General features: G+C 60.2%; 21 protein-coding genes. 12 read left to right on the top strand and 9 right to left on the bottom strand.

Annotation, left to right across the window (positions count from 1 at the left end):
- Positions 1 to 129: 129 nt before the first annotated feature.
- The 3 genes from DYL61_RS08435 to DYL61_RS08425 form a co-directional block, all read right to left on the bottom strand.
- Entirely contained in the window at positions 130 to 996 is an 867-nt protein-coding gene (locus DYL61_RS08435; RefSeq protein WP_135307949.1) for a DUF6279 family lipoprotein, read from the bottom strand.
- Positions 997 to 1,062: 66 nt separating this feature from the next.
- Positions 1,063 to 1,785 (bottom strand): TorF family putative porin, encoded by a 723-nt coding sequence (locus tag DYL61_RS08430; protein WP_135307948.1) that lies wholly within the window; start codon positions 1,783 to 1,785, stop codon positions 1,063 to 1,065.
- Between the two features lie 206 nt (positions 1,786 to 1,991).
- Positions 1,992 to 2,171, bottom strand: a complete 180-nt coding sequence (locus DYL61_RS08425) for a hypothetical protein (protein ID WP_003193095.1) — start codon at positions 2,169 to 2,171, stop codon at positions 1,992 to 1,994.
- A gap of 322 nt (positions 2,172 to 2,493) precedes the next feature.
- On the opposite strand from DYL61_RS08425, the gene DYL61_RS08420 reads away from it, so the two are divergent.
- Positions 2,494 to 3,330 (top strand): CvfB family protein, encoded by an 837-nt coding sequence (locus tag DYL61_RS08420; RefSeq protein ID WP_105694794.1) that lies wholly within the window; start codon positions 2,494 to 2,496, stop codon positions 3,328 to 3,330.
- A 152-nt stretch (positions 3,331 to 3,482) separates the two neighbouring features.
- Positions 3,483 to 3,881 carry a DUF2177 family protein gene (locus DYL61_RS08415; RefSeq protein ID WP_135307947.1) on the top strand — a complete coding sequence of 133 codons (399 nt, stop codon included), beginning with the start codon at positions 3,483 to 3,485 and terminating at the stop codon, positions 3,879 to 3,881.
- Here DYL61_RS08415 and DYL61_RS08410 read toward each other — a convergent pair.
- Positions 3,826 to 5,004: a YbfB/YjiJ family MFS transporter gene (locus tag DYL61_RS08410; RefSeq protein ID WP_135307946.1), complete on the bottom strand. Its 1,179-nt coding sequence runs from the start codon at positions 5,002 to 5,004 to the stop codon at positions 3,826 to 3,828. The genes DYL61_RS08415 and DYL61_RS08410 overlap by 56 nt on opposite strands.
- Positions 5,005 to 5,108: 104 nt before the next feature.
- Here DYL61_RS08410 and ptrR point away from each other — a divergent pair, with 104 nt between their 5' ends.
- The 3 genes from ptrR to DYL61_RS08400 all read left to right on the top strand — a co-directional run bounded on the left by ptrR (position 5,109) and on the right by DYL61_RS08400 (position 8,101).
- Positions 5,109 to 6,002 (top strand): putrescine utilization regulator PtrR, encoded by an 894-nt coding sequence (gene ptrR / locus DYL61_RS08405; RefSeq protein ID WP_135307945.1) that lies wholly within the window; start codon positions 5,109 to 5,111, stop codon positions 6,000 to 6,002.
- Between the two features lie 144 nt (positions 6,003 to 6,146).
- Positions 6,147 to 6,269, top strand: a complete 123-nt coding sequence (locus DYL61_RS31720) for a PA1414 family protein (RefSeq protein WP_003193089.1) — start codon at positions 6,147 to 6,149, stop codon at positions 6,267 to 6,269.
- Between the two features lie 335 nt (positions 6,270 to 6,604).
- Positions 6,605 to 8,101 (top strand): NAD(P)-dependent oxidoreductase, encoded by a 1,497-nt coding sequence (locus DYL61_RS08400; RefSeq protein WP_135307944.1) that lies wholly within the window; start codon positions 6,605 to 6,607, stop codon positions 8,099 to 8,101.
- A 64-nt stretch (positions 8,102 to 8,165) separates the two neighbouring features.
- On the opposite strand, the gene DYL61_RS08395 is transcribed toward DYL61_RS08400, so the two are convergent.
- The 4 genes from DYL61_RS08395 to speB are packed head-to-tail and all read right to left on the bottom strand — an operon-like array spanning position 8,166 to position 12,549.
- Complete coding sequence (locus tag DYL61_RS08395) at positions 8,166 to 9,548, bottom strand: sodium:solute symporter family protein (RefSeq protein ID WP_135307943.1); 1,383 nt, start codon at positions 9,546 to 9,548, stop codon at positions 8,166 to 8,168.
- 20 nt (positions 9,549 to 9,568) lie between these two features.
- On the bottom strand, positions 9,569 to 11,155 hold the full coding sequence (locus DYL61_RS08390; RefSeq protein ID WP_135307942.1) for a purine-cytosine permease family protein: 1,587 nt from the start codon (positions 11,153 to 11,155) through the stop codon (positions 9,569 to 9,571).
- 21 nt (positions 11,156 to 11,176) lie between these two features.
- Positions 11,177 to 11,599, bottom strand: a complete 423-nt coding sequence (locus DYL61_RS08385) for a YybH family protein (RefSeq protein ID WP_135307941.1) — start codon at positions 11,597 to 11,599, stop codon at positions 11,177 to 11,179.
- Complete coding sequence (gene speB, locus DYL61_RS08380; RefSeq protein WP_010563906.1) at positions 11,599 to 12,549, bottom strand: agmatinase; 951 nt, start codon at positions 12,547 to 12,549, stop codon at positions 11,599 to 11,601. The genes DYL61_RS08385 and speB overlap by 1 nt, the downstream gene beginning before the upstream one ends.
- Before the next feature lie 160 nt (positions 12,550 to 12,709).
- Here speB and DYL61_RS08375 point away from each other — a divergent pair, with 160 nt between their 5' ends.
- The 7 genes from DYL61_RS08375 (at position 12,710) to DYL61_RS08345 (ending at position 20,606) form a co-directional block, all read left to right on the top strand.
- On the top strand, positions 12,710 to 13,603 hold the full coding sequence (locus DYL61_RS08375; RefSeq protein WP_135307940.1) for a LysR family transcriptional regulator: 894 nt from the start codon (positions 12,710 to 12,712) through the stop codon (positions 13,601 to 13,603).
- 6 nt (positions 13,604 to 13,609) lie between these two features.
- A complete protein-coding gene (locus DYL61_RS08370) occupies positions 13,610 to 14,200 on the top strand; it encodes a tRNA-uridine aminocarboxypropyltransferase (protein ID WP_135307939.1) in 591 nt (196 codons plus the stop codon).
- Between the two features lie 209 nt (positions 14,201 to 14,409).
- Entirely contained in the window at positions 14,410 to 15,312 is a 903-nt protein-coding gene (gene cysM, locus DYL61_RS08365; RefSeq protein ID WP_135307938.1) for a cysteine synthase CysM, read from the top strand.
- A complete protein-coding gene (gene rlmD / locus DYL61_RS08360) occupies positions 15,312 to 16,664 on the top strand; it encodes a 23S rRNA (uracil(1939)-C(5))-methyltransferase RlmD (RefSeq protein WP_135307937.1) in 1,353 nt (450 codons plus the stop codon). Before cysM ends, rlmD begins: the two co-directional genes overlap by 1 nt.
- A 137-nt stretch (positions 16,665 to 16,801) precedes the next feature.
- Entirely contained in the window at positions 16,802 to 19,045 is a 2,244-nt protein-coding gene (gene relA / locus DYL61_RS08355) for a GTP diphosphokinase (RefSeq protein WP_135307936.1), read from the top strand.
- A gap of 156 nt (positions 19,046 to 19,201) precedes the next feature.
- Positions 19,202 to 20,035 (top strand): nucleoside triphosphate pyrophosphohydrolase, encoded by an 834-nt coding sequence (gene mazG / locus DYL61_RS08350; RefSeq protein WP_135307935.1) that lies wholly within the window; start codon positions 19,202 to 19,204, stop codon positions 20,033 to 20,035.
- A 25-nt stretch (positions 20,036 to 20,060) separates the two neighbouring features.
- Complete coding sequence (locus DYL61_RS08345) at positions 20,061 to 20,606, top strand: DUF2058 domain-containing protein (RefSeq protein ID WP_105694808.1); 546 nt, start codon at positions 20,061 to 20,063, stop codon at positions 20,604 to 20,606.
- A gap of 60 nt (positions 20,607 to 20,666) precedes the next feature.
- On the opposite strand, the gene DYL61_RS08340 is transcribed toward DYL61_RS08345, so the two are convergent.
- Positions 20,667 to 20,855, bottom strand: coding sequence for a hypothetical protein (locus DYL61_RS08340; protein WP_135307934.1), 189 nt, complete (start codon positions 20,853 to 20,855; stop codon positions 20,667 to 20,669).
- Between the last annotated feature and the right edge of the window lie 271 nt (positions 20,856 to 21,126).

The raw sequence follows: 21,126 nt of genomic DNA, 5'->3' as shown, positions 1-21,126 counted from the left end.
CGCCCAAACCCAGGCAGCTCGGTGTTTCAGTTAGACCGAGGTGGATGGATTTGGGGCGGCTTCGCCCCCCAGCGCGGGGCAAGCCCGCTCACTACAGAGGCAGTCTTGGGCAACGGCCTCTCCCACATTCTAGAGCGAAGCGGCCTTCAGGCATTTGAGTGCCTTGAAGTCGCTGCGCACGCTGTCGATTTTCTGCGTTAGTTTCAGGCGCTGTTGCGGCGTGCTTTCTGCCATCAGATCCACCAGCAGGCTGCGTGCCGCGGCCTCCGTCTGGGCGTAGGCTGCGCGATATTCCGGCGTCCACAGACTTTCCCGGTCCACCAGCAGCTGCTGGATTTTCTGTGGGAAGTCAGCGCGCTTGCGCTGTTGTACCGCCTCGATAAATTGCGCCTGCCAGCGTGCACGGTTGCCGATCCATGCCTCGTTCTGATTTCCAAGCCCGCTGGACCACGCCATCACGCGCTGCTGTTGACTGGTACTGAGCGGGCCGATCCAACCATCCAGGCGCTTGCTCATGCGTTCGGCGCGGTCCTTGATCTGTTGCTCGAGGGGCGGCTTGAGATATTCCTCCTGACGCTTGCGCAGGTCTTTGGCCAATGCGTCGTTCATTTCCTTGACCTGCTGGTCATCCAGGCCTTGCAGCAATTCAATGGCCGACGGCGTGATCGTACGGGCGGTTTCGGCGATGGCCTGCTTGGCTTCGACGGTGCGGGTCTGCAGGGCGGCGTCGGTGACTTGGTTGTTGTCGACCATCTGCTGCAATCGATCCAGCCAGTCGAGGTAGCCAGGCAGTTGGGTGGTGCAGTGCCAGGCCAGGTGCTCCTTGAGTCTGTCGTTGAACCAGTTTTTCTGCCCGGCGTGCATGTCCAGGTAGTCACTGAGGGTCCAGGGGATGATCACATCCAGGTTGCGGTAGGCCAGGCCGACCCGATTGCAGCCGGCGAGCATCAGGCTCACGGTCAGCAATACCACCAGTAGTTTGAGCCGACGCAGCATGGGCGAGTCCTTGCACTGAGGGGGTTAATGCATGTGAACCCACGCGGGACGCGACAGTTCAGCCCATCAATAAAACGACCGCGCCGCCTTCAAGGTCAACAGGCCATCGCATTGCGAGTTGTGTCCGGAGTAGGCCGAGCAATCGCCGCCGCTGAGGCTGGAGTCGCTGTAGATCAGGTCGAGGTCGATGCCCATCCACTGTCGGGAGAACTGCACCGACCAATCGCTGAACGTGCGGATGGAGCCTCCATCCACCGAGACCGGGGTGCCTAACTGATGAGTGGTGTACTTCATGCTCACGCCGATACCGAAGGGCTGGGTGCCGCTGAGGTCGGCGAACAGGGTGCTGTCCTGGCGGTCCGGGTCGTTGCTGAACGAGGCACCGAAGCGGTTGCCCAGCAGGTTCAGGCCGCCGTAGAACTCTTGGCTGTCGAGAGGGCTGAGCTTGGGGTAGCTGTAGTGGATCAGGCCCACTTCGTAGCCCAGGGTCTGGTCGAAGGGGTGTTTGAAGCCCATATACGAATCGACTTCAAGGGTGCTGTCTGGAGAAAGGCCCATGCTCGGTGAGAATTGGCCGATGTACAGGCCGCTGTCGTGGCTCAAGTCCAGTCCGCCATGGAACGAGTCGCTGCCAGGAGAGGTGGGCTTGACCAGTCCCTGAGCCATGCTACGGCTCGGAGTGGTACCCAATTTCAGGTCAAAGTCGCCCAATTCACGCTGGAAGATTTGCGCTTCGGCGAGAGGGCTGGCTGCCAGGGCAGTGACCAGGAAAATGCAAGGTTTGAACATGCTTCACTCCATGAAAAGCGAGGAGTGCTGACGGAGAAAACCGGGCAGATGCCCGTTCTAGACGTGTGCAAGCATACCGGCGAATGCCGGGAGATGAGGCCCGTTCGTCGATTGGCACAAAGATGAATGTGTTGGGAGGGTGTTTCGGGCTCTAGTCCTAGCGCCTTGAGGGCAAGGCGCTTAGGGACCAGGTGTGTTGCGCGGTATTACTTCTTACCCAGGCTGATCTGCTTGGACGGGCCGAAAGTCTGGCCGCTGACGCCCTTGGCAATTTGCTGGATTTCACCGCCGGACTTGAGGAATGCAGCAATCTGGCTGTTGATCGATTCGCTGGTTTCAACGGCGGGAGCTGGCTTTGCTTTGCTGTTGGATGCTTTTACGCGCATGGCGGCCACTAACCTGTAGAAAATTAACTTGGCCAGGCATCGTACAGGAAATACTTGACAATTGCTTGGCAAATATCCCCTGAGAATAAAAGCGGGGCCTGAAAATAACCGAAGTTTATCTTTGAAATAAGCCCCTAACTTACTGTTTTAACTCGTAACCACTGGGAAAACGGCTGCTGGCGTCGGCGCAAAATTCAGCCGATTGATCGGACGAGCGGGGCGGTGCCACTGGAACGCCACGCAACCCCGCGATTTTTCAGGTGCGCGCGCGTGGGCAGCGCAACTCGGGTAGAATGCCGCCCACGTAACGAGGGTATCGAAAATGGCTTTAGTCGGGCGCTACAACAGCTTGCAAGTGGTTAAACACACTAACTTTGGTTTGTACCTGGACGGTGCGCAAGACGGTGAGATCCTCTTGCCTAATCGGTATATCCCCAAAGATATTCCCAGTGAAGATGAAGACTGGCTTAACGTTTTCATTTACCTGGACAGTGATGACAAACTTATCGCCACGACCGAAAAGCCGAAAGTTCAAGTAGGCGAATTTGCCAGTTTGAAAGTCGTGGAAGTCAACAGCATTGGTGTATTCCTCGATTGGGGTTTGCCAAAAGATCTGTTGCTGCCGTATTCGGAAGAAAAGCGTCAGATGACGGCCGGTGAATACTGCGTGGTGCACGTCTACCTCGACAAGCACACCAAGCGCATCACCGCGACCGCACGTCTGGACCGCTACCTGGACAAGACGCCGGCCAACTACCAAGTGGGCCAGGAAGTCGACCTGCTGGTGGCCGAGGCCACGGACATGGGCTTCAAGGCGATCATCAATAACAAGCACTGGGGCCTGATCCACAAGAACGAAGTGTTCAAGTTCCTGCGTCCGGGGAAGCAAGAGAAAGGCTTTATCAAAGAGATTCGTGCCGATGGCAACATCAGCCTGAGCCTGCAACCGGTCGGCCAGGAAGCAGCCTCCAGCCTGAATTCGAAGATCCTCGCCAAGTTGCGTGAAAACAACGGCACCTTGCCGGTCAGTGACAAGAGTGACCCGGCGGTGATCAGCAACTTGTTCGGTGTGAGCAAGGGCAACTTCAAGAAGGCCATTGGTGCCCTCTATAAGCAAGGCCAGATTGTGATTCACGCGGATCGCATTGAACTAAGCTGATTGACCTCCGTCTCTGTAGGAACGGGCGTGTTGTGGTGAGGGAGCTTGCTCCCGCTGGAGTGCGAAGCGCTCCCAAAAATGTGGGGCCGCTACGCAGCCCAGCGGGAGCAAGCTCCCTCGCCACGATAAGTCGTTTCCTACAGAGGCGCGTGATGTCAAAAAAAAACCTCTTCGCCTACCTCGGCACCCTGCTCGCCTTCCTGGTGCTGGACGGCCTGTGGCTCGGCGTCCTCATGGGGCCGACCTACAAATCCCTGCTGGGCTCGCTGATGCTTGATCAGCCACGCCTGTTGCCCGCAGTGCTCTTCTACTTGCTGTACGTTCTGGGTTGCGTGGTGTTTGTCGTGTTGCCCAGCAGCACTTGGCAACGCGCCGCTCGGCTGGGCGCCTTGCTCGGCTTGGTTGCCTACGGCACCTATGACCTGAGCAATTGGGCCACGTTGCAGGGTTGGTCTGCCGGTTTGGCCGTGATGGACATGGCCTGGGGCACCGTGCTTACCGCGGCGTGCTGCACGGTGGGTTATGCATGCGCAAGGCGCGCTCAGCGCTGACCGAGTGTCGGCTGACTACCAGGCCAGCCAGCAGCAAGCCGCTGCCGGCGACCACCAACGCCGGGTGCAGCCCACCGCTTAGATGACTGCTGATCGACGCCAGCAACGGCCCGCTCAACTGGCCGATGGCAAAACTGGCCGTCAGTATTCCGGTGCCGCGCTGGTAGCCGTGGGGCGCGATTTCCCGCAGGCGTGCCATTACCAACTGCATGCACGCCAGGAACGGCCCACCACACAGCAACACCCCCAGCGCCAGGCCCCAGCCATTGCCTAGCAAGCAGGCGAACACCCCGATCGCTTGCAGCCACAACGTGGTGATCAACCAGTCGCGCGTGGTGTTCGGATCTTTACGACGCAGGCTTGCCGCCACCACGCCCAAGGCAGCGGCCAGGCCGAAGCATGGCCAGAACAGATCAGCCTGCCAGGCCCCCTTGAACTGCGCAGTGGCCATCTGCGACAGAAACGTCGCCGGAATGATGTAACCCAAGCCGTACAGAAAATAGATCCAGCCAAGGTGCGCGATGCTTTGATTGCTGTCGGCACGCGTCTCGGCGGCGGCGGTGACGCTGGGCTTAGGCAGAAACGGCAGGATAGCCAGCAACATCACCAAGGCCACCACGCCATACACCATCCACAACGTGGCGGAGTTTTGCCCCAGCAGGTTTGAGCCCAACGCCAGCAACCCCGTCAGCAAAATCCCCAATCCCGGCCCCGCAAAGACCAAGGCCCCCAGGCGCGGACGCCCCGCTTTAATCGCCAGTGGCTGGCTCAGGCTGGTAATCATCACCAACGCCCAGGCACTGGCGACCCCGGTGCCAAAGCGCAGTAACAGATGCGGCCAGAACCCGTGGGCCCAGTACGACGCCAGCGTCAGCAGTACGCACATCCACAAACCGCCATACAGGCGGCCACTCACATGGTGGTGGCTGCGCGCAAAAATCGAATCCACCGCGCCGACGAAGTAGCCCAGGTAGTTGGCGGCGGCGATCAGGCCTGCGCCCGTCAAGTCGATCTGCCCTTCGCTGAGCAAATGTGGCATCTGCGGGGTGAGGGCGAAACGGCCAATGCCCATGGCCATCATCAAGGCGATAAAGCTGGCGAGTAAACGGATCAACGGTGACATGTTCAGGTTTCCTGCAAGACAGCGATTGACCCTCAGGCTAAACCCCATTGACTTTCTGTAAAAATGAATAATAGTGAGTAACTTGTTCAGTTTTGGAGAAAGGTATGGAGTTCAGTCAATTGCGCATTTTCCAGGCCGTGGCGGAAGAGGGCTCCATCACTCGTGCGGCCGAGCGCCTGCATCGCGTGCCGTCGAACCTGTCGACACGGCTCAAGCAGATGGAAGAGCAACTGGGCGTTGAGCTGTTTGTGCGTGAGCGTCAGCGCTTGCAGCTTTCTCCTGCGGGCAAAGTGTTGTTGGACTACAGCACGCGTCTGCTGGCGCTGCATGACGAAGCTCACGGCGCCGTCCAGGGAGGGCAGCCGGCGGGCGACTTTGTGCTGGGCAGCATGTACAGCACGGCGGCAATTCATTTGCCCAAGCTGTTAGCGCGTTATCACAAGGCTTATCCGATGGTGAATTTGCAGGTGCAGTCGGCGCCCAGCGGGGAGCTATTGGAAGGGCTGATCACGGGGCGCTTGGATGCGGCGTTGGTGGATGGCCCGTTGACCATCGCTACGCTGGACGGCGTGCCGCTGTGTGAAGAGCGCCTGGTGCTGATTTGCGAAGCGGATCATCCGCCGGTACATGGGCCGCAGGATGTAGCGGGGCGGGCGGTATTCACCTTTCGGCGCAGTTGCGCTTATCGCACGCGCCTGGAAACCTGGTTTTCCCACGAACGGGTGGCGATGGGGAGGGCGATTGAGATTGAGTCCTATCAGGGCATGCTGGCCTGTGTGATCGCCGGTTCCGGTGTGGCGTTGATGTCCGAATCCATGCTCGACAGCCTGCCGGGCAAGGATGGCGTGTCCGTTCATCCGCTGACAGGGCCTTTTGCCACTGCGACCACCTGGCTGATGTGGCGAAAGGGTATGCTCGGCGCTAACCTCAACGCATGGATCGATCTGCAGCAAGCGGGCAAGGCCGAGGCTGTGCAAGACACCCGCGCAATTGCTTGAACGATCCGTCAGGATTTTGATGGATTCAGTAATAGTTCGTTGTGGTTTCGTTCAAGCATTACGTAGGACTTAGGGCTACTATCACTGTAGGAAACGGCGACAGAACTTGCGCCTACCAGCATTACCCTCAAAGGGGGCGACACCATGAAAGAGAAAATCCAGAACTGGCTCCATGACCTCGGCGTTGCATTGGGCTTGATCGAGCCGCCGCTGCAACCGGTGCCGATTCGTACGGATGATGAGCAGCGTCGGCCACGGCGCAGATAATCCAAGCTCAAAGCCGAATTAAAAAAGTGTGTGCGGGCTTGCTGTGGCGAGCAAGCTTGCTTGCGCTGGGGTGCGAAGCGCCCCTAAAAAGCTGGCTCCAGCTACGCTGTCGAACGGGAGCACGCTCCCTCGCCACAGCAAGCCCGCTCCCACATTAGTTTTGTGCAACACACAAATAACGTCGCGGGCCATCCGATCCCCCTCTCAATCCTCGGTGTTCAACTATCGGAATCGGACTACCTGCCCATCAGACGCGCCTGGCTTATTAAATTTTAAAGATAAAAGTAGGTTCAGCTTCGTAGTGCCCCAACTTCGCAATTGTTGGAGACAAAACGATGAAGCTCTGCTCAGTTCCGCCAGTCACCGCGTCACTCATCGCTACAACCGAACCCATCCTGCATATCGCACCGGTGTCGAGCGCCTGGAAGACCGACGCTCCCAGCAACGTCGTATTTCTCTCGCCGACACTGACCAAGCAAGCGCTACTCCTACAGATCGCCCTTCTGCGGCCCTCCACGATGATTATCGGAGACCAGGCCATCGATGCCGACATCATTGAACAATGGCGCACATCCCACCCCTTTGGAGACCTCAGTTTGCTGCGTCGAGGGACAAGCCTGGATAAGGTGCGACTGGACCTGTGCGCATCCAGCCATATTCGAGTGGTCAATACACCCGGTATCAACGCGCCGCATGTCGCCGCCTATATCGCGCACTGGCTGACACTCTCCGATGGTTCCATCCCAGGGGAAGTCTGTGTGTTGGGATACGGCAACGTGGGTAAAGCGCTGGTCAAGTTGTTACTTGAGCGAGATCCGACAGTTCAAATCAAGGTGCTTGCTCGATCCGGTCAAGCAACGGATTGCGACGCCAGAGTGGCGTTTGTCGCGGATTGGCCGCAAGCGCTGGAAGAGGCTGATGCGGTTGCCATCTGTGTGTCCCTCAATGAGGAGTCTGCTCATCGCATCGATCGCTCCCTCATTCAGTGTTTGCGCAAACACGCGCGTCTGGTCTGCGTGTCCAAGCCTGATGTCTTCAGCGATGACGCGTTGCAGGTGATGGCGGCGGCCGACGGCATCCAGCTTATTCTGGATTACGGCCCCGCCACGCTGGAGGCCTTTCGGCTGCGCACACAAATGCTCGGTTGCAGTACCGACGCGTGGCGCAGACCGGCAACGCTGACCAGCCAGGCGGCCACCACCGAAGCCTGCAACAGCGACCTTGACTACGCCGTCTCGGTGCAACTGAGCTTGATGGCCTTGCGCGGGCTGGTCCGGCGCAAACTTGCACACTCATTGACGATCCCCACGGAGCCTGCAGGCGCCGACGCGCCGCGGGTGTCGGTTATCGGCAGCGGTATCAACGGGTTGTTCCAGGCGGTGATGCTGCGTTTGGCGAATTATCAGGTCACGGTTTATGGCGTAACTCAATCGATGACAGCAGCGCCGACCTATTGTGAACACCTGTTTCCCGAAAATCAGCGCCTGTCCGTTGAATGCAATCGTGCAGGTGACGAGTTGTGTGAAAAACTGGTGATGGACAACCCATCGTTGGAGCGTGCCGCGGAAGCCGGCAGGATTGATGTGAGTCGCTTGGAGGCGCTTTTAGAGCGTTCCGGCGTACATTTTCTGCCCCAATGCCCGAGTCCGACCCAAATTGCCGAGCTGAGCAGAGACCACGTCGTAGTTGCCATCACGCAGGAAGAGGATGAAATTTCGATAGTCTATCGCGGCGCTTACCACCGAATCGTGGCTGGCGTAGCGCACGTTGGCGACGCAACGCGGGGCTTGGTATGGGCGTCCCTGATCCAGGAACTCACCCTGGCAAATTAAAAAAAACGGGCGCGACATCAGACGTCGCGCCCGCTGAAGAAACCGCTCTAAACCCCGTTACACATCACACCGCCTGAGCTCCCACCGCCCCAGGCTTGCGCGACAGCACACTCACCAGCACAAAACTGACCAACCCGATCGCCAGGCTGTAGTAGATCGGCGTATTCGCATCCAACCCATCCTTGAGCATAAACACCAATGCCGTCACAAAACCCAACGTCATCGAGGTAATCGCCCCGGATGTGGTGGCACGTTTCCAGAAAATCGCGCCGATCAGGGGGATCAACATGCCGCCCACCAACAGGTTGTACGCCAGCGTCAGCGCACTGATCACATCGTTGACCACCAGCGCGATACCCAGCACGGCGATACCGGTCAACATCGTGAACAAGCGGTTGATCGCCAGGCTCGACTGCTTGCCACCTCGCAGGCGCGGCAGCAGGTCTTCGGTCAATACGGTGGAGGCGGCGAGCAAGCCGGCGCTGGCGGTGGACATCATCGCGGCCAGTGCGGCGGCGATCACCAGGCCACGGATGCCGTCCGGCAGCGAGACTTTGACGATGGCGGCAAACGCGTTGTTGACGTTATCCAGGTCCGGGATCAGCACATGGGCGGCCATGCCGATCAACGCACAGGCCAGGCCGTAGAGAATGCAATAGAAACCCGCGAATGTGCCGGCGTGCTTGGCGACCTTTTCGTCACGCGCCGTGAACACTCGCTGCCAGATGTCCTGGCCGATCAGGATGCCGAAAAAGTAGATCATGAAGTAGGTGATGATGGTGTCCCAGCCAATCGCAGTGAAGCTGAAATTCGACGCAGGCAGCTTGGCCACCAGTTCATCCCAGCCGCCGACGCGGTACAGGCAGATCGGCAGCAGGATAAACATCAGGCCGACGGTCTTGATCACGAACTGCACGATGTCGGTGAGGGTCAGCGACCACATGCCACCGATGGTCGAGTACACCACCACCACGCCACCGCCCAATAGCACCGAGACCCAGAACGGCAGGCCGAACAGCACTTGCAGCACGGTGCCGATGGCCAGGATCGACGTCACGCCGATCATCAGCGCGTAAGCCAGCATGATCACCGCGCTCGCCTGGCGGGCCATGGGGTTGTAGCGTTTTTCCAGGACCTGGGTGACGGTGAAAATCTTCAACTTGAGCAGCGGCTTGGCCAGGAACAGGTTCAGCGCAATGATCCCGGCGCCCAGCGCGGCACACAGCCAGAAACCCGAGATGCCATGCACATAACCCAGGCGCACGGTACCGACGGTAGAGGCACCGCCCAATACCGTGGCGGCCATGGTGCCCATGTACAGCGACGGGCCCAGGTTGCGACCGGCCACCAGGTAGTCTTCGTGGGTCTTGGCACGGCGCATGCCGTAGTAGCCGAGCACGAGCATGCCGGCGGCGTAGATGAGTACGACGAATAGATCCAAAGCCATGACGGCGATTCTCCGGTTTTTTATTGTGATGACGAGGCTTGCTGTAAGGGAGCTTGCTGTGGCGAGGGAGCTTGCTCCCGTTCGACAGCGAAGCTGGAGCCGGCTTTTTTAGGGCCGCTGCGCAGCCCAGCGGGAGCAAGCTCCCTCGCCACAAAGGCAGGTCCATACACCTCGGCAGGCTCAGGAAACACCCGCAGCAACGTCAGGTACACCACCGACGCCAACCCCAACGTCACCGGCAAGCTGATATCGATGCCATCGGCCAAATTGCCCAGCGGCCCGACAAACTGCCCCGGCAAGTTGACGAAGCACAGCCCCACCAACGCACTCGGAATCCAGGCACCCAGCCCACGCCAGTTCCAGCCGTGGCTGAACCAGTAGCGGCCACCGGTTTCCCCACGGGTGAACACTTGCAGGTCATCCGGGCAGTAGAAGCCGCGACGCACGATCAGGCCGATGATCATCATCACCATCCACGGCGTGGTGCAGGTGATGATCAGCACGGCGAAGGTAGACACGCTCTGCACCAGGTTGGCGGCGAAACGTCCGATAAAGATGAAGGCAATCGACATCACCCCAATCAGCAGCGTGGCCTTGACCCGCGACAGCAGGCGCGGGAACACACTGGACATGTCCAACCCCGTGCCATACAGCGAGGTGGTGCCGGTGGACATGCCGCCGATCACCGCGATCAGGCACACCGGCAGGAAGAACCAGCTCGGCGCCACGGCCAGCAAACCGCCGACATAATTGTTGGCCGCAATGTAGTCCGGCGCCTTGATCGCGACGATGGTCGCGGTGGCCAGGCCGAACAAAAACGGGATCAACGTCGCGACTTGCGCCAGCACCACCGCCAGCATGATGCGCACTTTTGGCGTCTCACGCGGGATGTAGCGCGACCAGTCACCGAGGAACGCGCCGAAGGAAATCGGGTTGCTCATGGCCACCAGCGCCGCGCCGATGAACGCGGCCCAGAAGCCGGTCTGGCCCATGGCGACGGTGCCGGCAAAGTGGCTGTCGAAGGCCGGCGCGAAGGCAAAGATGCCCAGCAGGAACAGCAGGCTCGCCGCCCACACCGCAATGCGGTTGACCCACAGCATGAAGCGAAAGCCGTAGATGCACACGGTCAGCACCAGAATCGCGAACACGCCGTAGGCCAGGCCCAGGCTCAAGTCGGTTTCTGGCAGGCCGACCAGACGTTTCGCACCACCCACCAGCGCATCGCCTGAACTCCACACCGACAGTGAGAAGAAGGCAATCGCCGTCAGCAGCGACAGAAACGAGCCGACAATGCGCCCGTGCACGCCAAAGTGCGCACCGGAAGACACGGCGTTGTTGGTGCCATTGATCGGCCCGAACAGGCCCATGGGCGCCAGGATCAGCGCGCCCACCAGCACACCCAGCACAATCGCCCAGGCACCGGCCTGGAACGACAAGCCGAACAGCACGGGAAAGGAACCCAGCACGGCGGTGGCAAAGGTATTGGCACCGCCGAAAATCAGTCGGAACAGATCCTTGGGGCCGGCGGTACGTTCGTGGTCCGGGATCTGTTCGACCCCGTTGGTTTCTATCTTGCGAATACTTTTTTCGTTGTTTTTATTATTCATGATCAGCTCCGATCATATTGGCTAATGGGGCGGCAGCCCTTCCGGCATAGCGGACAAATGTTCGTGACAGGCCAGCCACAGGCCTTCTTTTTGTTGTGTGCCAGAGCCTTGTCGTTTGAAGACAATGGTCTCGCGTTCCTGGCTAAAGAATTGCTCCCCGTTCATGCGCAGCTCGGTGGCCACGTCATGGATAAAAATCGCCACGTCGCCTTGCAGGCTGACAAAGGCGTTGCTCGATGTGCACGAGAGCACTTCGAACCCCTCGTCCCGGCGCCAGCTGTCCCACAACGCCTGGTAGGCATCGCGACTGAGCAGCGGCTGGGGGAGGGTGTAGAACACAAAGCTGGCGTCGGCCGTGAACGCGCCGAAATAGGCGGCGCGATCATTGCGGGCGAAGGCCGCCACCAGGTCGGCGGCGGCTTGCAGCACGGCTTGCGCGCTCATCAGCGGTGCGCCACGCCAGGCAGTACGCAGAGCATCTCGTACAGCAGGTTGGCGCCCAGCAACGAGGTGTTGCCGGTGGTGTCGTAGGGCGGCGAAACTTCTACCAGATCACAACCAATCAGGTCGAGGCCCTGGCAGCCACGGATGATCTCGATGGCCTGGATGGTGGTGAGCCCGCCGATTTCCGGGGTGCCGGTGCCCGGTGCCCAGGCTGGGTCGATGCCGTCGATATCAAAGCTGAGGTACACCGGGCCACCGCCGACTTTTTCGCGCACTTCGGCCATCAAGGGCGCGAGGGAGTGGTGCCAGCATTCTTCGGCCTGGACCACACGGAAGCCCTGTTTGCGGCTCCAGTTGAAGTCTTCGGCGGTGTAGCCCTGGGCACGCAGGCCGATCTGCACCACGCGGTCACAATCCAGCAGACCTTCTTCCACGGCGCGGCGGAAGGTGGTGCCGTGGGCGATTTTCTCGCCGAACATATGGTCGTTCACATCGGCGTGGGCATCGATGTGCACCAGTCCGACCTTGCCGTGTTTCTTGTGGATCGCCCGCAGGATCGGCAGGGTGATGGTGTGGTCGCCACCCAGGGTCATGGGGATCACGTCGTGTTCGAGGATCTCGTCGTAGGCTTCTTCGATGATGCGTACGGCATCGAGCAGGTTGAAGGTGTTGATCGCCACATCCCCGATATCCGCCACCGACAGCGAGTCGAAGGGCGCGGCGCCCGTGGCCATGTTGTAAGGGCGGATCATCACCGATTCGGCGCGGATTTCACGCGGCCCGAAGCGGGTGCCGGCGCGCAGCGAGGTGCCGATGTCCAGGGGCACGCCGATAAAGGCGGCGTCCAGGCCTTTGGCCGATTGCAGGTGGGGAAGACGCATCATGGTGGCGATGCCGGCAAAGCGCGGCATTTCGTTGCCGCCCAGTGGTTGGTGGAAAATCTTGTCCACGGGAGTGCCTCATCGTTGTTTTGTTTGTTAGGGGCCGATTCTGCGAAATACGCTGAAGCGAAAGAATCGGCTGAGGCAAATACTTAGTTCAGATTTTTCTAAACTAATGCCTGGGGTAAACTCGGTTCAAATGTGGGTTTTGTATGTATCTGGAGATCCGATGGCCAACGCCTTGCCCGACCTGAAACTCCTGCGCATCTTCGTCAGCGTCGTGCGGCACCAGGGTTTCGCCAACGCCCAGCACGAACTCAACCTGTCCACCTCGGCCATCAGCACGTATATGAGCCAGCTGGAGTCGGCGTTGGGCCTGGTGCTGTGCCATCGCGGGCGGGGCGGGTTCAGCCTCACCAGCAAGGGCGAGTTGTTCCATCAGGAAACCTTGCGCCTGTTGGGCGAGCTGGAAGGCTTCGAGCAATACGCGGCGGCCTTGAAAGGCGAGTTGCGTGGCACGCTTAAACTGGGCGTGCTGGATTCCACGGTCAGCGACAATGCCTTGCCGTTCGCCGAAGTGATCGGCGCGTATAGCCTGGAGCACCCGGCGGTGCATTTGCATTTGTCTGTGATGAGTCCGTATGAGCTGCAACTCGGCGTACAGGACAACCGTCTGGACCTGGCCATCGGCGCCTTTTCCAACCGCATGAGCGGGCTGATCTACATGCCGCTGTACCGCGAGCAACATTGGCTGTATTGCAGTACTCGCCATCCTTTATTCAATGAGCGCCGGATTCCCGAACAAGTGATCACGCAACAGCGGATGGTCGGTCGCGGCTACTGGAGCCAGGCGGAATTGGCGCGCCACGGTTTCAAGCACAGCGCAGCGACCGTAGAAAGTATGGAAGCGCAGCTGATCCTTGTATTGTCCGGCGCCTACATCGGCTACTTGCCCGAACACTACGCCCAAGCCTGGGCCGACAAGGGCGACCTGCGCGTGTTGCTGCCGGCCACCTTCGGCTACCAGGCACCGTTCTCGATGATCATGCGCCGTGGCCGCAGTCGCGAACCGCTGATCCAGACCTTTCGCGACTTGCTGAAAACCCAGCTCAATCAGGCCTGAAATCCTATGTCCAGACCCCAATGTTCTCGTTGCCTCAGGCCGCTCACCCATTGTTTGTGCGCGCTGATCCCCAGCCTCGACAGCCGCACTCGCGTGTTGCTGTTGCAGCACCCCAGCGAAGTCAACCATGCGCTCAACACCGCACGGCTGGCGGCGTTGGGCTTGAACAATGCGCAGTTGGTGGTGGGCGAGGTGTTTGAGGACTTGCCGACGTTACTGCACGTGCCGGGCTATCAGGCGCGGTTGTTGTTTCCGGCGGACGATGCCCAGGCGTTGCACGCCTATGCGCCTGGCGAAGAGCCGCTGTTGCTGGTGGTGCCCGATGGCACTTGGCGCAAGGCGCGCAAGATGTTGCATCTCAACCCGTTGCTGGCGGCGTTGCCTCGGGTCACCCTGGCCGAGGGTGGGGTTTCCCGCTATCGGTTGCGCAAGGCGCCGGGGCCGGGAGCGTTGTCGACGGTTGAAGCCATCGCACAAGCATTGCAGGTGTTGGAGGCGCCGGTCTCTTTCGAGCCGTTGCTCAAGCCATTTGAAGCGTTGATTGAAGGCCAGATCGCAGCGATGGGAGATGATGTGTTTCAGAAAAACCATGGCTAGCAGGTTCACCGAGTCGCGCCCATCGGGGGCAAGCCCCCTCCCACACTTAACTGTGTTCACCGATCAAAATGTGGGAGGGGGCTTGCCCCCGATGGGGCCCTCAAGTGCGCCTTATTCTTTTAAGCCATAAGCACCACACTTTGCGTGATATGGCCCGCCGGCCTTTCCCGGTATGATGTGCGCCCCGCAGTCTGGATTGCGAATACGCCATGACCTTGCAGTACCCAACAATCGCCGATTGCGTCGGCAACACGCCCCTGGTTCGCTTGCAACGCATGGCGGGCGAAACCAGCAATACCCTGCTGCTCAAGCTCGAAGGGAATAACCCGGCCGGCTCCGTCAAGGACCGCCCGGCGCTGTCGATGATCACCCGCGCCGAGCTGCGCGGGCAGATCAAACCTGGCGATACCCTGATCGAAGCCACCTCGGGTAATACCGGCATCGCACTGGCCATGGCCGCTGCGATCAAGGGTTACAAGATGGTGCTGATCATGCCCGACAACGGCAGCGCCGAGCGCAAGGCGGCGATGACCGCCTATGGCGCCGAGCTGGTGCTGGTCACCCAGGAAGAGGGCATGGAAGGTGCCCGCGACCTCGCCGAGCGCATGGCCGCCGAAGGCCGTGGCCAGGTGCTGGACCAGTTCGCCAACGGCGACAACCCCGAGGCGCACTACACCACCACCGGTCCGGAAATCTGGCGCCAGACCCAGGGCACCATCACCCATTTCGTCAGCTCCATGGGCACCACCGGCACCATCATGGGCAACTCGCGTTACCTCAAGGAGCAGAACCCGGCGATCCAGATCGTCGGCCTGCAACCGATGGAAGGCGCCGCCATTCCCGGTATTCGCCGTTGGCCCGAAGAGTATTTGCCGAAGATCTATAACGCGACCCGCGTGGACCGCATCATCGACATGGCCCAGCGTGAAGCCGAAGACACCACCCGCCGCCTGGCGCGTGAAGAAGGCATCTTCTGCGGCGTGTCTTCCGGTGGCGCCGTGGCCGGTATGTTGCGCTTGTCCCAAGAAGTGGAAAACGCGGTGATCGTCGCGATCATCTGTGACCGAGGCGACCGCTACCTGTCGACCGGCATCTTCGACGAACCCAACTGATGGCCAAGCACGAGAGAGGCCTGCGCTTCCAACCGACGGGCGGCAGCCGCGCCCCGCAGATTCCGGTGGGCAAGAAGCAGCGCCTGACCATCGAGCGCCTGGCCAATGATGGCCGGGGCATCGTGTTCTTTGAAGGCCGGACCTGGTTTGTAAACGGTGCGCTGGCCGGCGAAGAGGTGGAGGCACGCGTGTTGGGTGCCCACGGCAAAATCGTCGAGGCGCGCACCGAGCGTGTGTTCAAGGCCAGCGAATTGCGTCGTCCGGCCCCCTGTGCCCATGTTGGCCGCTGTGGCGGTTGCAGCGTGCAGCACTTGCCCCATGCCGAACAACTTGCCCTGAAACAGCGCATGCTCGCCGAGCAATTGTCCCGCGTGGCCGCTGTCGAACCGCAGGAATGGGTCGCGCCGTTGAGCGGTCCGGAATTCGGCTACCGCCGCCGTGCCCGCGTGGCCGTGCGCTGGGATGCCAAGGCGAAACAGCTTGAGGTGGGTTTCCGTGCCGTGGCCAGCCAGGACATCGTCGCCATCGACGATTGCCCGGTGCTGGTACAGGCCTTGCAACCGATCATGCAGCGTCTGCCAACCATGTTGCGTCGCCTGAGCAAACCGCAGGCGCTGGGGCATGTGGAATTGTTCAGTGGTACGTCCATTGCCGTGCTGTTGCGGCATATGTCGCCATTGTCCGACGCCGACTTGCAGGTATTGAAAGAATTTTGCGCCTTCCATGAAGCCCAATTGTGGCTGCATGGCGAGGGCCAACCGGAGCCGGTCGACGCCGATTCTGTCCTGGGCTTTCGCCTGGAACAGTGGGATCTGGAGCTGGCCTACCGCCCAGGTGACTTCGTGCAAGTCAACGCTGGCGTCAACGAGGCGATGGTCGCCCAGGCCCTGGACTGGCTGGCACCACAACCCGATGAACGGGTGCTGGACCTGTTTTGCGGCCTGGGCAACTTTGCCCTGCCACTGGCGCGCCAAGTGCGTGAAGTGGTGGCGGTGGAAGGTGTGCAGGTCATGGTGGACCGGGCGGCGCACAATGCCGTCAGCAACGATTTGCATAATGCGCAGTTTTTTCAGGCCGATTTGTCTCAGCCTTTGACCGACGCAGAATGGGCCAAACAAGGCTTTTCTGCGGTACTCTTGGACCCACCGCGTGACGGTGCCCTGGAGGTTGTGCGCAAGCTCGCCAAGTTGGGTGCCAAGCGCCTGGTGTATGTGTCCTGCAACCCGGCGACGCTGGCGCGGGACACGGTTGAGTTGGTCAAGCAGGGCTACCGGCTAAAACGTGCCGGGATCCTCGACATGTTTCCGCAGACAGCGCATGTCGAGGCCATGGCGTTATTTGAAGCGGGCTAGGATGCCCGTTTAATCCGACTGGCCTGCACACTTCATGGCCGTGACCTGCCACGGGGTGTGCTTGAGCTTTAATAGGTAAAGCAGGTCAGCGATGATTTCTGGCGCATTCAAGGTGCGTCGTAGGGAAGGTAAGCAAGATGGTACAGGTGAGAGCACACCAGCCGATCAACACCGACGGCAGTATCAATCTCGAGGCATGGCTGGACCATGCCATCAGTGTCGACCCGGCACTGGACCGTGAAGCCATGAAGGCAGCCTGCGAGTTCGCGCGCGAGGCTGAGCAGCAAGACAAGGCGGCCAAGAACCTGTGGGCCGAAGGCACTTCCAGCTTTCGTACCGGGCTTGAGATCGCCGAGATCCTGGCCGATCTCAAGCTGGACCAGGACTCGCTGATCGCCGCCGTGCTCTATCGCGGCGTGCGTGAAGGGCATATCCCGTTGCCCACGGTCAGCCAGCGTTTCGGCGCGGTGGTGGCCAAGCTGATTGACGGCGTGCTGCGCATGGCGGCCATCAGTGCCAGCCTCAGCCCCCGCCAGTCCATGGTGCTGGGCACCCAGGGCCAGGTCGAGAACCTGCGCAAGATGTTGGTGGCGATGGTCGATGACGTGCGCGTTGCGTTGATCAAGCTGGCCGAACGCACCTGCGCGATCCGTGCGGTGAAGACCGCCGACGACGAGAAGCGCAACCGCGTTGCCCGTGAAGTGTTCGACATCTACGCGCCGCTGGCGCACCGCCTGGGTATCGGCCATATCAAGTGGGAGCTGGAGGACTTGTCCTTCCGTTACCTTGAGCCCGACCAATACAAACAGATTGCCACGTTGCTGCACGAGCGACGGCTCGACCGTGAGCGCTTTATCACCGACGTGATGAACCAGCTGCGCTCCGAGTTGCAGGCCACCGGGGTCGAGGCCGACATCAGCGGCCGCGCCAAACACATCTATTCCATCTGGCGCAAAATGCAGCGCAAAGGCCTGGCGTTCAGCCAGATCTACGACGTGCGCGCGGTGCGTGTGCTGGTGCCGGAAATGCGCGACTGCTACACCGCGCTGGGCATCGTCCACACCCTGTGGCGCCATATTCCCAAGGAATTCGACGACTACATCGCCAACCCCAAGGAAAACGGCTACCGCTCGCTGCACACCGCAGTGATCGGCCCCGAGGGCAAGGTGCTGGAAGTGCAGATTCGCACCCACGCCATGCACGAAGAGGCGGAACTGGGGGTGTGTGCGCACTGGCGTTACAAGGGCACCGACGTCAAGGCCGGGTCCAACCAGTACGAAGAGAAAATCTCCTGGCTACGCCAAGTATTGGAATGGCACGAAGAGCTCGGCGACATTGGCGGCCTGGCCGAACAGCTGCGCGTTGATATCGAGCCCGACCGGGTCTATATCTTCACCCCCGACGGCCACGCCATCGACTTGCCGAAGGGCGCCACGCCGCTGGATTTCGCCTACCGCGTACACACCGAAATCGGCCACAACTGCCGGGGCGCCAAGATCAACGGGCGCATCGTGCCGCTGAACTACAGCCTACAGACCGGTGAACAAGTCGAGATCATCACCAGCAAGCACGGCACGCCGAGCCGCGACTGGCTGAACCCGAACCTAGGCTACATCACTACCTCGCGAGCGCGGGCGAAGATCGTCCACTGGTTCAAGTTGCAGGCGCGAGACCAGAACGTCGCCGCCGGCAAGACCCTGCTCGAACGCGAATTGGCCCGCCTGGGCTTGCCGCAGGTGGACTTCGACAAGCTGGCCGAAAAGGCCAACATGAAGATTGCCGAAGACATGTTCGCCGCCCTCGGTGCCGGCGATTTGCGCTTGGCGCAACTGGTCAACCTGGCCCAGCAACTGGTCGAGCCGGAACGCGGCAGCGAGCAGTTGGAGCTGATCCCACGCAAAGCCACCGGCTACAAACCCGGCAAGCGCGGCGATATCCAGATCCAGGGCGTGGGCAACCTGATGACGCAAATGGCCGGCTGCTGCCAGCCGTTGCCGGGCGACGCCATCGTCGGCTACATCACCCAGGGCCGTGGCGTGAGCATTCACCGCCAGGACTGCGCCTCGGTGCTGCAACTGGGCGGGCGTGAGCCGGAGCGGATCATCCAGGTCAGTTGGGGGCCGGTGCCGGTGCTCACCTATCCGGTGGACATCATCATTCGTGCATACGACCGCTCCGGGCTGCTGCGTGACGTCTCGCAAGTCCTGCTCAATGAGCGGATCAACGTGCTGGCGGTCAACACCCGCTCGAACAAGGAGGACAACACCGCGCTGATGTCCCTGACCATCGAGATTCCGGGGCTGGACGCGTTGGGGCGGTTGCTGGGTCGGATTTCTCAGTTGCCGAATATCATCGAGACGCGGCGTAATCGCACCCCTTGATGAGCTCAAAATGTGGGAGAGGGCTTGTGTGGGAGGGGGCTTGCCCCCGATGAGGGCGTGTCAGTCAGCATCTCTATCGACTGATACACCGCTATCGGGGGCAAGCCCCCTCCCACATTTGATCTTCAGTGTTCCCACTTCAGCGGAAATAGAATCATGTATTCACTCGACGACCTGCTACACCTGATGAACCGCCTGCGAGACCCGCAATACGGCTGTCCGTGGGACATCAAGCAGACTTACGCCACCATCGTGCCGCACACCCTGGAAGAAGCCTACGAAGTCGCCGATGCCATTGAGCGCGGCGACTTCGACCATCTGCAAGGCGAGCTGGGCGACCTGTTGTTCCAGGTGGTGTATTACAGCCAGTTGGCGCGGGAGGAGGGGCGTTTTGAGTTCGCCGGTGTGATCGACAGCATCACCCGCAAGTTGATCCGGCGTCATCCTCACGTATTCCCTACCGGTGATCTGTATGCACCGCTGGATGTGCCTCGGCTGAGCGAAGAGCAGGTCAAGCAGCGCTGGGAGCAGATCAAGGCCGAGGAGCGTGCGGAAAAATCCGATGCACCGGAGCAATTGTCCCTGCTGGATGATGTGCCCACGGCGCTGCCATCCCTGTCCCGTGCCGCCAAATTGCAAAAGCGCGCGAGCCAGGTCGGCTTTGACTGGCCATCCGCCTTGCCGGTGGTGGATAACGTGCGTGAAGAGCTGGATGAAGTGCTCGAAGCCATGGCTGATAACGACTCGGCGGCCATCGCTGATGAAGTCGGCGACCTGCTGTTTGCCGCGGTCAACCTGGCCCGTCACCTCAAGGTCGACCCGGAAATCGCGCTGCGTGGCGCCAATGCCAAGTTCGAACGACGTTTCCGATTTATCGAACAGGCATTGCGCGATACCCACCGTCCCATAGAAGATTGCACCCTCGAAGAGTTGGACGCCCTGTGGGGCGAAGCCAAACGTCAGGAAAAGAACATGTCCAGCTGCGGTTGAGCGGCTGCCTAAGTGAGTAAGCACCATGAGCATTTCCCTTCGCGATCAGTTGCTCAAAGCAGGTCTGGTCAATCAAAAGCAGGCCAAGCAGGTCGGCAAAGAGAAACAGAAGCAGCAGCGCCTGGTGCACAAGGGCCAGATCGAGGCCGATGACACCCAGGCCCGCCTGGCTGCCGAAGCGAAAGCAGAGAAGGTCAAGCGCGACCAGGAGCTGAACCGCCAGCAGCAGGAAAAAGCCGAGGCCAAGGCCCGCACGGCCCAGGTCAAGCAACTGATCGAGACCTCGCGCCTGCCCAAGTTGACCACCGAGGACTACTACAACTTCGTGGACGACAAGAAGGTCAAGCGCCTGTCGGTCAACACCCTGATGCGCAACAAGCTGAGCAACGGCTCGCTGGCCATCGTGCACCACGGTGGCGGCTACGAGGTGATCCCGCGTGAAGCGGCGCTGAAGATTCAGGAGCGTGCGCCGGAGCGTATCGTGCAGCTCAATATCCTGACCGAGAGCCAAGTGCCGGATGAGGATGATCCGTACGCCGCGTACCAGATCCCGGATGATCTGATGTGGTAAGGCTCTAGAAACACAAACCCCGCTCAAAAGGCGGGGTTTGTGTTTGGAAGGGGTGGGGGCTCAGGAGCCTTCTACCTGGCGTCTCATCTCAAGGGCTTCAAGCTCGTTTTTATAATTATGAGCGTCGCTCTCGTTGTGGAACATGCCGACCAGCAGGTCCTGTTGGTGTACATCCCAGATGTGAATTCCATGGCCCAGCGCTTCGTGGGACATGTGTGCATCGTCGCGTTCAGTTACTTTTACAGTCATCTGCTTGCTCCAATCTCTGGTGGGTATGCGGCAAGTCGTCGCAGGCCTCTTTTATATGATTTGTTAGCTTGCTAAGTAAACCGACTTTTCGTGCAACAATTCTTTGCGGGAAATGCAACAGTGCTGCAGGCCGTGTAAACCGCGTCATTGCGCCGCAGGCTGCTGAGTTTTATGACAAAAGTTTCATGTTCAAGTCAGGCATTGAATGCTTTGTCGGCCTTGTTATCGCCATCGGGGGCAAGCCCCCTCCCACATTTTGATCTGTGAACGC

This window comes from Pseudomonas nabeulensis (assembly GCF_004682045.1).
In the GTDB taxonomy this organism is placed as follows: domain Bacteria; phylum Pseudomonadota; class Gammaproteobacteria; order Pseudomonadales; family Pseudomonadaceae; genus Aquipseudomonas; species Aquipseudomonas nabeulensis.
Note: the sequence above shows the minus strand (reverse complement) of the source record. Positions and strands in the feature narration are given on the sequence as shown.

What these genes read in the sequence shown, in the direction of transcription:
- DYL61_RS08390 (WP_135307942.1), bottom strand. Translation starts at nt 11,155, where the DNA reads ATGAATAATAAAAACAACGAAAAAAGTATTCGCAAGATAGAAACCAAC.
- DYL61_RS08435 (WP_135307949.1), bottom strand. Translation starts at nt 996, where the DNA reads ATGCTGCGTCGGCTCAAACTACTGGTGGTATTGCTGACCGTGAGCCTG.
- DYL61_RS08430 (WP_135307948.1), bottom strand. Translation starts at nt 1,785, where the DNA reads ATGTTCAAACCTTGCATTTTCCTGGTCACTGCCCTGGCAGCCAGCCCT.
- DYL61_RS08375 (WP_135307940.1), top strand. Translation starts at nt 12,710, where the DNA reads ATGGCCAACGCCTTGCCCGACCTGAAACTCCTGCGCATCTTCGTCAGC.
- relA (WP_135307936.1), top strand. Translation starts at nt 16,802, where the DNA reads ATGGTACAGGTGAGAGCACACCAGCCGATCAACACCGACGGCAGTATC.
- DYL61_RS08385 (WP_135307941.1), bottom strand. Translation starts at nt 11,599, where the DNA reads ATGAGCGCGCAAGCCGTGCTGCAAGCCGCCGCCGACCTGGTGGCGGCC.
- ptrR (WP_135307945.1), top strand. Translation starts at nt 5,109, where the DNA reads ATGGAGTTCAGTCAATTGCGCATTTTCCAGGCCGTGGCGGAAGAGGGC.
- DYL61_RS08425 (WP_003193095.1), bottom strand. Translation starts at nt 2,171, where the DNA reads ATGCGCGTAAAAGCATCCAACAGCAAAGCAAAGCCAGCTCCCGCCGTT.
- cysM (WP_135307938.1), top strand. Translation starts at nt 14,410, where the DNA reads ATGACCTTGCAGTACCCAACAATCGCCGATTGCGTCGGCAACACGCCC.
- DYL61_RS08340 (WP_135307934.1), bottom strand. Translation starts at nt 20,855, where the DNA reads ATGACTGTAAAAGTAACTGAACGCGACGATGCACACATGTCCCACGAA.
- mazG (WP_135307935.1), top strand. Translation starts at nt 19,202, where the DNA reads ATGTATTCACTCGACGACCTGCTACACCTGATGAACCGCCTGCGAGAC.
- DYL61_RS31720 (WP_003193089.1), top strand. Translation starts at nt 6,147, where the DNA reads ATGAAAGAGAAAATCCAGAACTGGCTCCATGACCTCGGCGTTGCATTG.
- DYL61_RS08415 (WP_135307947.1), top strand. Translation starts at nt 3,483, where the DNA reads ATGTCAAAAAAAAACCTCTTCGCCTACCTCGGCACCCTGCTCGCCTTC.
- DYL61_RS08370 (WP_135307939.1), top strand. Translation starts at nt 13,610, where the DNA reads ATGTCCAGACCCCAATGTTCTCGTTGCCTCAGGCCGCTCACCCATTGT.
- DYL61_RS08410 (WP_135307946.1), bottom strand. Translation starts at nt 5,004, where the DNA reads ATGTCACCGTTGATCCGTTTACTCGCCAGCTTTATCGCCTTGATGATG.
- rlmD (WP_135307937.1), top strand. Translation starts at nt 15,312, where the DNA reads ATGGCCAAGCACGAGAGAGGCCTGCGCTTCCAACCGACGGGCGGCAGC.
- DYL61_RS08345 (WP_105694808.1), top strand. Translation starts at nt 20,061, where the DNA reads ATGAGCATTTCCCTTCGCGATCAGTTGCTCAAAGCAGGTCTGGTCAAT.
- DYL61_RS08420 (WP_105694794.1), top strand. Translation starts at nt 2,494, where the DNA reads ATGGCTTTAGTCGGGCGCTACAACAGCTTGCAAGTGGTTAAACACACT.
- DYL61_RS08400 (WP_135307944.1), top strand. Translation starts at nt 6,605, where the DNA reads ATGAAGCTCTGCTCAGTTCCGCCAGTCACCGCGTCACTCATCGCTACA.
- DYL61_RS08395 (WP_135307943.1), bottom strand. Translation starts at nt 9,548, where the DNA reads ATGGCTTTGGATCTATTCGTCGTACTCATCTACGCCGCCGGCATGCTC.